The organism is Paenibacillus sp. LBL (assembly GCF_029893715.1).
Taxonomy (GTDB): Bacteria; Bacillota; Bacilli; order Paenibacillales; family Paenibacillaceae; genus Paenibacillus_AQ; species Paenibacillus_AQ glucanolyticus.
This window is the reverse complement of the sequence record NZ_JARXYU010000021.1, coordinates 12791-26786: the sequence shown is the minus strand read 5'-3', so window position 1 is coordinate 26786 and position 13996 is coordinate 12791. Positions and strand designations below refer to the sequence as shown.

The 13996-nt window shown below is 39.3% G+C and carries 14 protein-coding genes and 1 riboswitch; all 14 genes read left to right on the top strand.

Annotated elements, in window-relative coordinates:
- Positions 1-19 precede the first annotated feature (19 nt).
- The 14 genes from M2277_RS27765 (at position 20) to qoxA (ending at position 13994) form a co-directional block, all read left to right on the top strand.
- Positions 20-691 (top strand): class I SAM-dependent methyltransferase, encoded by a 672-nt coding sequence (locus M2277_RS27765; RefSeq protein ID WP_036638572.1) that lies wholly within the window; start codon positions 20-22, stop codon positions 689-691.
- Between the two features lie 25 nt (positions 692-716).
- A complete protein-coding gene (locus M2277_RS27760) occupies positions 717-1352 on the top strand; it encodes a cadmium resistance transporter (RefSeq protein ID WP_036638574.1) in 636 nt (211 codons plus the stop codon).
- A gap of 25 nt (positions 1353-1377) precedes the next feature.
- Complete coding sequence (gene lpdA / locus M2277_RS27755) at positions 1378-2787, top strand: dihydrolipoyl dehydrogenase (protein ID WP_036638854.1); 1410 nt, start codon at positions 1378-1380, stop codon at positions 2785-2787.
- A gap of 83 nt (positions 2788-2870) precedes the next feature.
- On the top strand, positions 2871-3236 hold the full coding sequence (locus tag M2277_RS27750) for an ArsR/SmtB family transcription factor (RefSeq protein WP_028407066.1): 366 nt from the start codon (positions 2871-2873) through the stop codon (positions 3234-3236).
- A 292-nt stretch (positions 3237-3528) separates the two neighbouring features.
- Positions 3529-4386, top strand: a complete 858-nt coding sequence (locus M2277_RS27745) for a cytochrome c oxidase assembly protein (RefSeq protein ID WP_036638578.1) — start codon at positions 3529-3531, stop codon at positions 4384-4386.
- 44 nt (positions 4387-4430) lie between these two features.
- Entirely contained in the window at positions 4431-5144 is a 714-nt protein-coding gene (locus tag M2277_RS27740; RefSeq protein WP_028407064.1) for a cytochrome c biogenesis CcdA family protein, read from the top strand.
- Positions 5145-5249: 105 nt separating this feature from the next.
- On the top strand, positions 5250-5933 hold the full coding sequence (locus tag M2277_RS27735) for a DsbA family protein (protein ID WP_028407063.1): 684 nt from the start codon (positions 5250-5252) through the stop codon (positions 5931-5933).
- Positions 5934-5951: 18 nt separating this feature from the next.
- Complete coding sequence (locus tag M2277_RS27730; RefSeq protein ID WP_231887922.1) at positions 5952-6383, top strand: disulfide oxidoreductase; 432 nt, start codon at positions 5952-5954, stop codon at positions 6381-6383.
- Between the two features lie 389 nt (positions 6384-6772).
- On the top strand, positions 6773-7678 hold the full coding sequence (gene lgt / locus M2277_RS27725; protein WP_036638586.1) for a prolipoprotein diacylglyceryl transferase: 906 nt from the start codon (positions 6773-6775) through the stop codon (positions 7676-7678).
- Between the two features lie 252 nt (positions 7679-7930).
- A riboswitch (cyclic di-AMP (ydaO/yuaA leader) is annotated at positions 7931-8064 on the top strand.
- Positions 8065-8067: 3 nt separating this feature from the next.
- On the top strand, positions 8068-8544 hold the full coding sequence (locus M2277_RS27720) for a C40 family peptidase (RefSeq protein ID WP_036638588.1): 477 nt from the start codon (positions 8068-8070) through the stop codon (positions 8542-8544).
- A 263-nt stretch (positions 8545-8807) separates the two neighbouring features.
- Positions 8808-9845, top strand: coding sequence for a flavin-containing monooxygenase (locus M2277_RS27715; protein ID WP_036638590.1), 1038 nt, complete (start codon positions 8808-8810; stop codon positions 9843-9845).
- Positions 9846-9977: 132 nt separating this feature from the next.
- Positions 9978-10352: an ArsR/SmtB family transcription factor gene (locus M2277_RS27710; RefSeq protein WP_036638592.1), complete on the top strand. Its 375-nt coding sequence runs from the start codon at positions 9978-9980 to the stop codon at positions 10350-10352.
- A gap of 146 nt (positions 10353-10498) precedes the next feature.
- Positions 10499-12703, top strand: coding sequence for a heavy metal translocating P-type ATPase (locus tag M2277_RS27705; RefSeq protein WP_370511130.1), 2205 nt, complete (start codon positions 10499-10501; stop codon positions 12701-12703).
- 367 nt (positions 12704-13070) lie between these two features.
- Entirely contained in the window at positions 13071-13994 is a 924-nt protein-coding gene (gene qoxA, locus M2277_RS27700) for a cytochrome aa3 quinol oxidase subunit II (RefSeq protein ID WP_036638598.1), read from the top strand.
- Positions 13995-13996 lie beyond the last annotated feature (2 nt).

Here is a 13996-nt window from a genome sequence, read left to right as displayed (position 1 = left end):
AGTGAATTGGGGAAGATCAATGAAGAAGACAAATGACAAAACCAAATCGGATTACATTCCGGCTCTACGGTTTCACTGGCTTACGTCTTTTTACGATTCTGTATTACGTTGGACAATGAGAGAGTCTACATTTAAAAACCAATTAATCAAACAAGTTCAAAGTTATCCAGGACAACGAATACTGGATCTCGGGTGTGGCACAGGTACGTTAACGGTGCAATTAAAACAAAGCTATCCTGAATCAGAGGTCACCGGTCTTGATATTGATCCCGATGTTCTTCGAATGGCAGAGGCAAAGGCCGCGCAGAGGCATTTAAGCATTAAGTTTGATCAAGGTAACTCGTACGAATTACCATACCCTGATCACTCCTTTGATCGTGTGGTCACCAGTCTAATGTTTCATCATTTAACCACAACAAACAAGCTCCAAACCTTAAAGGAGATATTCAGAGTACTTAAACCAGAAGGAGAGCTTCATATCGCCGATTGGGGGAAAGCGAAAAATGGCATTATGCGTATTGCATATTATTCCATTCAGATCCTCGATGGATTTTCAACCACCACGGATAATGTTAAGGGACTTTTACCTGGATTTGCGCTAAAGGCCGGATTTAATACGATGAATGAAACAAAACAGTATGCAACCTTATATGGTAGCCTTTCACTTTATAAAGCAAAGAAGTGTAGTTAAGCCCATATAGAAAGAAGGATCAAATATGTCCATTACACAACTCTTATCAGCCATAGGTACCTTTATCGTAACCAACATTGATGACATTTTTATCCTCATGATCTTTTTTGCCCAAATCGATAAAGTGCGCCATATGCAAATTGTGATTGGTCAGTACCTTGGATTCGGACTTTTAGTAATACTGAGCTTACTTGGTGCCTTGGGTTTTACTTTTCTGCCACCAGAGTGGGCTGGGTTCCTTGGCTTGATACCGATTTATCTTGGTATTCGAATGTTTTTCACCAAAGAGGAAGATGAGGCAGAAGAAGCACTCGAGAAATTAGGTGATGTAAAGTCTCAATTAACCGGTAATCGTTTTTTTAGTCCATTGACTGCTAAGGTTGCAGCGATTACCTTTGCGAACGGTGGAGATAACCTAGGAATATATATTCCTTATTTTACAACCCAAAGCAGAGACTCACTTATTTATATCGCGCTCGTTTTTTTGGTTATGGTTGCGGTCTGGTGTTTCTTGGGTTATCGTCTAGCGAGTTTCCCAGCTATTGTAAAGATATTGCAAAAGTACGGTAATGTTATCATTCCAATCGTTTTTATCGTTCTGGGTATATCCATCATGCTTCATGGTGATGTTTTAGATGTTGTCAGAAGCTTATTAAAGTAATTATACAAACAACAAGATGGAGGAGATTAGGATGGATCAAGCAAATCAGCACATTGAATTGTTGGTAATTGGCGGAGGATCAGGCGGATATGTGGCTGCAATTAGAGCAGCTCAGCTCGGGAAGAAAGTATTATTGGTTGAAAAGTCGGAACTAGGCGGCGTTTGTTTGAATTGCGGGTGTGTACCGTCCAAAGCGTTGATCTCGGCAGCACATCGACACGAGCATATGCATAATTCGGGAATACCCGGATTAACAGCAAGGGATATTGAAATTGACTTCTCCCAAATTCAGCAATGGAAGCAGAAGGACGTGGTTGATCGGCTGAAGTCAGGTATCCAGTCGTTGATGAAGAAAAATAAAATTACGGTTATCAAAGGAGAAGCAACATTTATTAGTGAGCGTGAAGTAAAAGTATCCAATAAGCAGGAAAGCTCCCATTATCATTTTGAAAACTGCATCGTCGCAGTAGGTTCTCGTCCGATTGAATTAAAATCATTTCCATTCGGAGGACGTATCTTATCTTCGACGGAAGCTTTAAGCCTTACTGAAATTCCAAAGCGTATCATTATCATTGGTGGAGGCTATATCGGTATTGAACTTGGACAAATGTATGCAAAATTCGGAACAGAAATCACGGTACTAGAAGGATCCAGTACCATATTGCCAGGATTCGAAAAGGATATCACACGCATTATAAGTAAGAACTTAAGTTCGTTGGGTGCGACTGTGTATACGGATGCGATGGCACAGTCAGCTGAGCAAACAGAGAAAGAAGTTACCGTATCGTTTACAGTAAATAATGAAGAAAGACAAGCGACGGCTGATTATGTACTGGTTACAGTCGGTCGTAGACCCAATACGGATGGTGAACTTGGTCTCGATAAAATTGGTATCCAAATAGGAGAACGAGGACTTGTTGAAGTCAATGAGTCAGGTCAAACCAGTCTACCACATATATACGCGATTGGAGATATTATTCCAGGACCGGCGTTAGCTCATAAAGCTTCATATGAAGGGAAAATCGTAGCAGAAGCTATTGCAGGACTTCCAAGTATTTTTGACTATAAAGTGATTCCTTCCGTTGTATTTTCTGATCCGGAAATTGCATCAGTTGGCCTTTCTGAGTTCGAAGCTAAAGAGCAGGGTTTTGATGTATTGACAGGTAAATTCCCTTTAGCTGCTAACGCTCGAGCATTATCTTTGACCTCAGCTGAAGGGTTTGTAAAGTTAGTAGGGGATAAGAAGACAGGTCTTGTGTTAGGTGGACAAATTATAGGGACCAATGCATCAGATCTGATTCCGGAGCTCGCATTAGCCATTGAACTGGGTTCAACCTTAGAAGACATTGCGCTTACCATACATGCTCACCCAACACTTGGTGAATTGACTGCAGAAGCAGCTGAAGTTGCTCTTGGACATCCTATTCATATTTAGTTTGCTGCGTATTGGCTTTTTGACAACCATCCGTAACTGAAATATGATAATACTCAAATGAGTATGAGATTGAGGTGTTACACATGTCAACAGAGGATACCTGCGATATATTTTGTTACGATGAAGATAAAGTGAGACGTGTTAAAGCAAAGTTGAGTAATCATGATTTTCAAAATATGTCCCAAATTTTTAAGGTCATTGCCGATCCTACACGGTTAAAAGTCGCCTATGCCTTATGCGATGAGGATGAGTTGTGCGTTTGCGATGTGGCCAATATTATTGGTTCTACAATGGCGACAGCATCCCATCATTTACGACTGCTTAGAAATATGGGGATTGCGAAATACCGCAAAGAAGGAAAACTTGTGTTTTACTCACTAGAAGATATGCAGTTAAAGCAGCTGATAAAGCTAGCTGTAGACCATCAGTCAGAAAGTATTCAGTTTTGAGCCTATAATCATCCAAAGAGGACCAGTTCTGTTCAAATGAATCTGTAAATTTTGTGATTTCTCATATTAATTGACGAATAGAAACGGGTAGATTGAACTCACTTAGAGTGCAGATCTTCCCGTTTCTTTGTTCATTTCCTTGTCGAGTCCTAAAATCAAATGGTAAATACACATATTATATTCAGTTCAGTAAGTTGACAAACAATTGTAATAACCAGTAATCTTTAATTTGTAATATACTATGTTGTGTAGTCTTTTAACTGTTTGATATGGAAAAGGAGTTTTGCCATTGATGAACCAGAGTGTATTAACACATTTTAGTTTTTCAGAATTATGGGGTCCGCTCGTATTTTTTATAACCGTTTTATTATCTGTAATCTACTTGTTATATGTTGGTCCATTACGTAACCGCTTTTATGAAAGTGAACCAGTTAAAACCAGACAAAAAATATTGTTTATTTCAGGTTTGTTTACGTTTTATATAGCGGTTGGAAGTCCCATCAATGCGTTTAGTCATCATGTGTTATTTAGCGCTCACATGCTGAAGCAAGCTTTATTATACTTTATTATGCCGCTGTTTTTTTATTTAGGTACGCCATCATGGTTAATACGCCCTTTATTAAATTCCAAGTTTTCCTCGAAGTTTCTCTCATTTTTTAATCAACCTATCTTAGCCATGTTTCTATTTAACTCTGCTTTATCCTTATATCATTTCCCAGTTGTTTTTAATAAGCTGATGGAGATCCCATTCCTAGGAGGCTTATATCATGTTTTGTTAGTAATTGCATCATTTCAGATGTGGTGGCCACTTATGTGCCCTGTACCAGAACTTGATAAACTATCGAATGTAAAAAAGTTAGGGTATATTGCAGCGAATGCAATCCTGTTATATCCAGCATGTGTAGCCATAATTTTTGCCGGCAACATTCTCTATGATCCATATGTGAATGCTCCCCAACTATTTTCATTTTTGAGTCCAATTGATGATCAGCAATTAGGCGGAATTATTATGAAAATGACGCAAGAGGCAGCATTTGTAGTCACACTGGCAATCATTTCTGCAAGATGGTACCGAAAGGAGAAACATGATGACTCCATTGAAGTTGCTGAAGCTGTATATGACTCACCGAATCAACTTAATAACTATTAATTACGATTATTGATGGCTTCTCGTTGTAGAAAGGAAGTTAACTCATGGGCCCAGAGAACTTGACTCTATGGATAGCATTTGCAGCAGGATTTTTGTCTTTTATATCTCCTTGCTGTCTTCCGCTCTATCCATCCTATATATCTTACATTACCGGAATTTCTGTTAAGGAGTTAAAGGATGGTAAGGGGATCATGCAAAAGAAGGCTTTTGCTCATACCATATGCTTTATGCTAGGATTCTCTGTCATTTTTTTCGCATTAGGGTTATCAGCCAGTTTAGTAGGAGATTTGTTCTCGAATAATCGCGAATTGATTCAAAAATTAGGTGGATTATTAGTGATTGTAATGGGATTAATCATGCTAGGAGTTATTCAGTTACAGATTTTAATGAAAGATAGGAAGTTTCAATTTAAGCATAAACCGTCAGGATATCTTGGATCGATATTAGTTGGATTATCATTCTCTGCAGGATGGACACCGTGTATCGGACCCATTCTTTCAGCCGTTTTAGCTATGGGAGTAACAAACCCTGAGAAGGCAGTGGGTTACATAAGTGCATATACATTAGGGTTTGGGATTCCGTTTCTCATTATGGCCTTTTTTATTGGCAGATTAAAATGGATCTCAAAATATTCTTCACTAATGATGAAAATTGGCGGGGCGATGATGGTTCTTACCGGAATATTGCTTTACACAGATCAAATGACCAAAATCACCATATGGTTAATCGGGCTATACGGCGGGTTTACAGGTTTTTGATGTAGTTCGAGATCTGGAATTAAGGCGGTGATAAACATATAAAACGGCAAGTAAGCAAACATCTAAAAAAAAAGCAACTAAACGAATAAATAGCTGAGGTGAAACATGAATAATAAGAAGAAATCATCAAAAAATCTAGTTATTTTCACCATCATTTTTGTGGGCCTGGTGGTAGCTTTGGTATTGTTAAACCAGAACAGCCAACCATCAAATCGTTCGGAAGGGGTATTTGACAACCCACCGGCCACGGAAAACCAGCCTACTCTAGGTGACAAAAACGCAAAGGTATCTATCGTGGAGTTTGGAGATTATAAATGTCCCTCCTGCAAAGCCTGGGGAGAGAATATAATGCCACAACTCTCGAAGGACTTTATCGAAACAGGAAAAGCATCATTCTCCTATATTAATGTTCTTTTTCATGGTGATGAGTCAAAAACAGGCGCACTTGCTGCAGAAGCAATACTACTGCAGGATCCTGACGCATATTGGACATTTCATCATGAAGTATTTAATGCACAACCTGAAACAGAGCAGCATGATAACGCATGGCTAACCCCAGAAAAGGCGCTGGAGCTTGCTAAAGAATATACACCTAATATCGATCTAGCGAAGCTTAAAGAAGATATGGGAAGTAAGCAGATCGAAGACCAAGTTGCTTTAGATGAGGAATTAGTCCGTGAATATAATGTACAACAAACACCCACGATTATGATCAATAATGTTATGGTAACGAACCCGTTTGATTATGAGGAGATATCATCCTTAATCAATGCGCAACTGAAGGAGTAGATGGGAGGGGATCGAGTAGTGGTACGTGACAAAACAATATATTTAGCTTGGGTTGTAGCACTTACAGCAACGCTTGGAAGCCTCTATTTTAGCGAGATAAGGGGGTTTATTCCTTGCGAATTGTGCTGGTATCAGAGAATACTAATGTATCCACTCAGTATCATTCTTGGAATTGCGGCCTTTTACAGTGAGACAAGCATAAAAAAATATGTGCTTCCATTTTCGATTTTTGGAGCATGCGTTTCATTATTTCATTATTTGGAGCAGAAGGTCCCTGGATTTGCAGCAATCAAGCCATGCACGAACGGGGTGCCGTGTAATGTACAATACATTAATTGGTTTGGTTTTATAACGATTCCTTTTCTCGCATTAGTAGCATTTATTTTAATTACAATCTTAATGGTACTCACAAGATCTGAGGCTGGCGTGAGCCCAAGACCAGGCAACTAATTGCTAAAAAACACCAAAACGACTACTAGAATCAGTACTAGTGAAATAATCGTTGTCAGCGTTGCACCAAGTAACCAGGACACCTTGTTCTTCACAAAAAGGGATAACAGTAAGTGAATGATAAACGGACTGATATAATGTGCTATTAAATGAACGGTACTGTTGAAATCAATAAAATAGATATCCGTCAGGAAAACGATACTAATCATAGTAAACAGTAACAGTGAGCTTAAAATCATAATCCTAGGCTTGAGAATTGAAAGAAAAGTATCATTGTTCAACATGTATCGCCTTCCTTATTTAAATATAGGATGTTTAATCGAAATTTCATCATTAATTATGAATCAATATTATCGGTTACTAACGATATGGGATTGAGGTGAAAGGGTTTGTTCGATGCGATTAGTCCAATTGCATTTCGATTAGGGCCAATCCAATTATACTGGTACGGAATTATCTTAAGCGTAGCAGCTCTCATTGGTCTAATCGTTGTTATTCAAGAAGGCAAGCGGTATCAGATCCATCCAGGGTTCTTTTTGGACATGGTGCTAGTTGGCGTGCCGTCGGCTATCGTCGGGGCTAGAGCTTACTATGTCATATTCAAGTGGGAAGATTACCGCGATAACTTTTGGGACGTTTTCAAAATATGGAACGGTGGAATCGCCATTTACGGAGCTTTAATCGGAGCGATCGTTGCTATGATTTTTTTCTTTCATATACGTGGCTATAATTTTTGGCGTATTGCAGATCTATGTGCTCCGGGTTTGATTATAGGACAATTGATCGGGCGTTGGGGAAATTATATAAATCAAGAAGCTCATGGAGGGCCAGTATCTGAGGATTTTCTCAGGACAACACTACACTTGCCTAACTTTATTGTCGATCAAATGAATATCGAGGGTGTCTATTATCATCCGACCTTTCTGTATGAGTCCATTTGGAATTTGGTTGGTTTGTTGTTGCTCTTATGGTTGAGACGCCAGCCTTTTCTACGTTCAGGAGAATTATTTTTGACTTATTTCACTTGGTATTCCATCGGACGGTTTTTTATCGAAGGACTGCGTACCGACAGTTTAGCCTGGTTTGCCTCTAACTGGCTTGCAAATTTGATGAAATTACTTTGGTCACCGATGGGGCTTATGTTCCAGGAAGGCGAAATGAGTTATGGTACAGTTCGTGTCTCGCAGTTATTGAGTGTCTTTATTATCCTAATTGCCATTTGCCTCATTGCATACCGAAGGTTTAGAAACCATCATGAGCGATATGAAGACCCAATCGCCAGTAATAGATCTTAATTAATTTAATATAAGAGGCAGTCGAACTTGGTTCGACTGCTATTTATTTCGAACCTCAGCAAAAGTATTACAATATTGTTTTATTTGTTTCTGCGTTCAATACGAATTCTTTTCGATTAATGTTCTGATATAAGTCCAATAGGTACGGGGATTTAAACAAATATTAACATTAATTTAAGGAGGAAAAGAATTCTAAAGATAAGATTGACAATCGCGAAAAAATAGACTACATTATGTAGGGTTACAAAAATTTCATAAATTATGCCGAATTTCGTTTTTGAAAACGGGGGAACCATTTTTGGGTGAATTATTCTTGTAGTAATGGGAGTATAGGGATCCTTCTACCGAACCCTCAGCTAACTCCGTAGGCATCGAAGGGAGAAAAAATCTTGAAGAAAATGTTACTGTCGTTGTTAGGGTCTGCCATTATATTATCTTCGGGAACAGCCAGTGCGTTTGCAGATAATCAACCTAAGTTGACTACTGAAGTAAGTAAAGTCGTTGGAACACCCTATAAATGGGGAGGTACAACTTCAAGTGGTTTCGATTGTTCCGGCTTTATTCTGTACATTTTTGATAAATTCAACTTAGATTTGCCACGTACATCGAGTGCTCAGGCCAAAGTGGGGACTCCAGTCTCAAAAGATAATCTGAGACCGGGTGACTTAGTTTTTTTTAATACGAGTGGCAGGGGAATTTCTCATGCTGGAATCTATATTGGCAATGGTCAATTTGCACATTCGTCCAGTAGTAAGGGTGTAAGGATAAGTAAACTGTCAGAATCCTATTATAAACAACGATATGTAACTGCAAGAAGAACCATTAGTCAAAAAAGTTACACGATGATGGTCGGAAGTTACAATTGAAATCATAAAACAAGCCCTTCAATTTATGAAGGGCTTGTTTTATGATTTCAATTCAATGTTACCCTTATGGGGCTTGCAATCGTGTTTCCTTCTTAGACATACGTTGGTGCTTATTACTTCAATGTACAAAACACCAATGACTTGATGCCTATTTAGAAGATGTGCATTTCTGCCGATACTCAATGTTGGGATATTCATTATTGATGAATAAATGCTCATATGATACTTTAAATAAAAATATTAAAAGGAGGGATGATATTTATATGTTAGATGTTATAGTCATCGGTGGAGGTCAGGCCGGGCTTGCGGCTGCTTACTATCTCAAACAAAAATCTGTGGATTTTCTCATCCTTGATGGTCACAAGGAGGTTGGTGACTCTTGGAGAGATCGCTATGATTCTCTTCATCTGTTTACGCCAAGAATGTATAATAGTCTACCAGGTGTTCCCTTTCAAGGTGATCCTCAGGGTTTACCACATAAAAATGAGGTTGCAGATTATTTGAAAGATTATGCGAATCGTTTAGAGCTTCCTATTCAAAGTAATACACAAGTTACATCATTAACCATGAACAATGGAATCTTTGAAGTCTCCACATCGGAGGGTACATTTAGATCAAAAAAAGTTATAGTAGCCACCGGTCCTTTTCAGAAGCCACTAGTACCTTCTTTTCATGACAAGCTTGGTGATGCAGTTATACAATTACATTCTTCTGAATATCGAAATAAGAACCAACTTAAAGAAGGGGTTGTTTGTGTTGTAGGTGCAGGAAACTCCGGGGCCCAAATTTCCAGTGAATTGGCAGATGATTTTGAAGTGCATTTGTCCGCAAGCAGTGAGATCCAATATAAACCGTTACATATTTTCGGCAAGAGTATTTTTTGGTATTTTGACAAGGTGGGCTTTCTAACAGCAAACCGCAAAAGTATGTTAGGTAAATGGTTACACGCAATGCCAGAACAGATCTATGGAAAGGAGTTGAAGCTGCTCATTCAACAAGGAAGGATAAAACTCCATGCAAGGACGGAAAAGATAGTGGATCAAAAGTTATATTTTCAGAACGAAGGAACTCCTATACATATCGACAACATTATCTGGGCTACAGGTTTTAAACGTGATGATCACTGGATAGACATAAAAGCGGCATTTAAAGATGGGCATATCGATCATATGGAAGGTGTATCCGTTGTAAAAGGACTCTACTTTGTTGGATTACCGTGGCAAACATCAAGAGGGTCAGCACTGCTTGGATGGGTGAAATATGATGCTAAGCGTATTGTTGATCATCTGCTGAGAGAATAAAAATAGGGTAGGAGTAGTAGTTCGGGACACTTTTCTTCTGACAAAATTCGGTTTGTTAATCGTAATCCTTTCGTTTTTTGTGCCTTTGCTATAAAATAAGTGGTAATGGTAAATAGGATGGTGATTACGAAAATGGAGCAGAAGGATCCCTTGATTGAAGATTGTGACACATCATGCTTTGGGTCTGAGGCTGATTTAAAACAAGTTAGGGCCGGAATGATTGATGAGCATGCAGCTGTTCAAGTGGCAGACTGGTTTAAAGCCTTCAGTGATCCTACTCGGGTTAAATTGATCAATGCTTTATTGCAGAAAGAATTATGTGTCCATGATCTTTCTGTATTACTCGAGATGGGACAGTCAGCGATCTCGCATCAACTGCGATACCTTCGTAATATGAGGATCGTAAAACGTCGTAAAGTGGGCAAGACGGTGTTTTATTCATTGGATGATACACACATCGAGCAAATTTTTACACAAACCCTACAACATACAATGCATGGAGAATAACATAAAAGCACCCGCAGTCAGCTGCTGGTGCTGTTTTTGTTGTGTTTAGAAGTCTTCACCTAATGTAGCGGAGAATGTACGAAATAATTGACAACTAACTTTTCATTTGAATATAATGAGTTTAAATAACATATGAATAATTGTTCATGTGTGTACGGCAAGGTTGGTGGAAAGGAGAACATACGATGGAAGCACAACAACAAAGGGTTAAAAAAGAGTTGATATTAGAAGGACTGGATTGTGCTAACTGTGCAATGAAAATCGAAAATGGTGTTAAGAAAATTGAAGGTGTAAGTTCCTGTTCCGTTAATTTTGTAACGAAGACACTAACGATGGAAACTGCAAACGGACAGGTTGAAAACATTGTATCGAAAGCCAAGGAGAAAGTGAAAACACTAGAGCCTCATATCCGAGTGATTGAAAAGAACAAATCTGCAGCAGGGGCATTACATTCAGAGGACAGTCACGGTCATGGAGATGATCACGGACATTCTCATGAACATGGAAATGAAAATACGAAACGGATGTTAATTCGTTTATTGTTTGGTACCGCTATTGCAGCGGTTGGCTTATTTTCTTCTTTTTCCGGTTATTTAGAATTTGCACTGTTTGCAGTAGCTTACATTGTTATAGGTGGAGATATTGTCTTTCGGGCAGCTAGAAATATTGTTCGCGGCCAGGTTTTTGATGAAAACTTCCTTATGACGATAGCAACACTTGGTGCTTTCGCCATTCAGGAATACCCTGAAGGTGTCGCCGTGATGTTGTTCTATCAGGTTGGGGAGATGTTCCAAGGGATCGCTGTAAATCGTTCTAGAAAGTCCATCAGTGCTCTTTTAGATATTCGCCCTGACTATGCAAACCTTAAAATGGGTAACGATACAAAACGTGTATCTCCGGAAGAAGTTAAGATCGGTGACTTTATTGTCGTAAAGCCAGGCGAAAGGGTACCTTTGGATGGTAAGGTCATTGAAGGGAATTCAGCAGTAGATACCTCTGCATTAACTGGGGAATCTATTCCAAGAGAAGTGGAACCAGGTCAAGATGTCCTAAGTGGATTTATTAATAAGAATGGCGTATTAACGGTAGAGGTAGCCAAGGAATTTGGTGAATCTACAGTTTCAAAAATTCTGGATCTAGTGCAAAATGCCAGCAGTAAAAAAGCACCAACAGAAAATTTCATAACAAAGTTTGCCCGCTATTATACGCCAGTGGTGGTCATTATTGCGGTATTGCTCGCTGTGTTACCTCCCCTTATTATAAGTGGAGCCACATTCTCTGATTGGATTTATCGTGCCTTAGTATTCTTAGTTATTTCATGTCCATGCGCTTTAGTTGTTTCGATTCCGCTCGGATTTTTTGGTGGTATTGGAGCTGCTTCAAAAAATGGGGTATTGATTAAAGGAAGTAATTATCTTGAAGCGCTTAATGATGTCAAATATGTTGTGTTTGATAAGACGGGAACCCTTACAAAGGGAGCATTTACGGTAACCAATATCCATCCAATGGGCGAGATTTCTAAAGACGAGTTGCTTAAATATGCAGCGTATGCCGAAATGCACTCTACCCACCCGATTGCAGATTCGATAAGAGCAGCATACGGGCAGGAAACAAGTGAAGAAGAATTGGAAGGATACAACGAGATATCTGGTCATGGCATTCAAGTAAAGGTTAATGGAAAAGAGGTCTTGGCCGGTAATGCGAAATTAATGAAGAGAGAACAAATTCCATTTAATCAACCTGAAGATTTAGGCACTATCGTACACATTAGTATTGATCGAGAATATGCTGGGTATATTGTCATTTCCGATGAGGTGAAAGAGGATTCTGCAGAAGCTATTCGCTCTTTGAAGGAACTCGGAATTAAAAAGATAGTTATGTTAACAGGTGACTCTAAAGCTGTAGGGGAGGCTGTGGGACGCAAACTCGGATTAGATCAGGTACATGCTGAGCTCCTTCCGCAGCATAAAGTAGAAGAAATTGAAAAGCTGGATCAACAGAAAACATCAAAAGAGAAAATCATATTCGTTGGAGATGGTATTAACGATACACCGGTATTAGCTAGAGCTGATGTGGGAATTGCAATGGGTGGACTTGGTTCAGATGCAGCCATTGAGGCTGCTGACATCGTGATTATGACAGACGAACCATCCAAGATTTCATCAGCAATTCGTATTGCGAAGAGAACCCGAAGAATTGTTTGGCAAAATATTATCTTCGCACTTGGAGTTAAAGCCATTTTCTTGTTACTTGGAGCCTTCGGCATTGCAACGATGTGGGAAGCCGTTTTCTCCGACGTTGGGGTAACACTCCTCGCTGTATTAAACGCAGTTCGTGTCATGAAGAGTTAAAATTAAAGAGCCGTAATTGGCTCTTTTTTTTATTTCATAACCATAGTACCTTCTTTAGCAGTCCCATAACACCAAAACCTCTAAAGAACCACATGGATTCGACGCTATCTCCCGGCATTAGGCTATAAACTATTTAACATTACAGAACAAGGTTATGAAAATTCTGAGGCTGTTTTGTGTTGAAAAGGTGAATAAAGCGTGAAAGAGTTATGACAATCCGCCTAAAAGACTTCAATGCGTAGTCTTATTTATATACAATGGTTTAAGCACGTATAAGTCGACAGCGAGGAGTGAAGGAAAGATAACTATTGAGTGCGATCCGATAACCTAAAACGTATGGCATGAATTTTTGAGAAAGGGGTACTTCATGAAAATAAAATGGGCAATGTTATCATTGGTTTTTATTTTTGCTACTGTTCTGACCGGTTGTGAGCCACTTAAGGTTTTAGATCCAAAGGGACCGCAAGCTCGTACAACAGCTGATGTCATTATGATATCCATTTGGACCATGGCGATTGTTGTTGTGGTTGTGATTGCACTTTATGTTTTGATTATTAGAAAGTATCGAGCCTCCAAGCAAAGTGATGAGTATGAACCTCCTCATATTGAAGGAAGTCTCAAACTCGAAATACTCTGGACATCGATCCCCATATTAATCGTAGCCTTCCTTTCGTTTGTAACGGTGAAATCCACTTATGAAGTGGAGGCTATCCCTAAAGGTTATACGGAGGAGCCTTTAGTCATATACGCATCTTCTTCCAACTGGAAATGGCATTTTAGTTATCCTGAAGAAGATATCGAAACCTTAAATTACTTATTTATCCCGACTGACAGACCGATTCAATTCAAACTGTATTCTTACGGACCCATATCGAGTTTTTGGATTCCCCAGCTCGGTGGACAGAAATATGCCATGGCTGATATGGTAAACACTTTAAACCTTGCAGCTGATGTGCCAGGCGAATACACCGGCCGTAACGCTAACTTCTCTGGTGAAGGTTTTGCTCAACAAACATTTAGCGTAAAAGCACTATCTCCAGAAGAATATGATGAATGGGTCAATGAAGTTAAAGCGACAGCTAACCCCCTCACTGAAGAGAAGTTTAAAGAACTGCTCGAACCAGGGCATCTTGGACAGTCAACATTTACAGGAACACACTTAGGCTTTTCACCACCTCCAGCAGGTCACCATCCTTCAACCAAAGAAACGGATGCTGAAGGTGATTCTCCAACTGAAGAAAAAGGCGAAGAAAATCCTGATGAAAACAATATGAGCAACATGAACCATTGAGT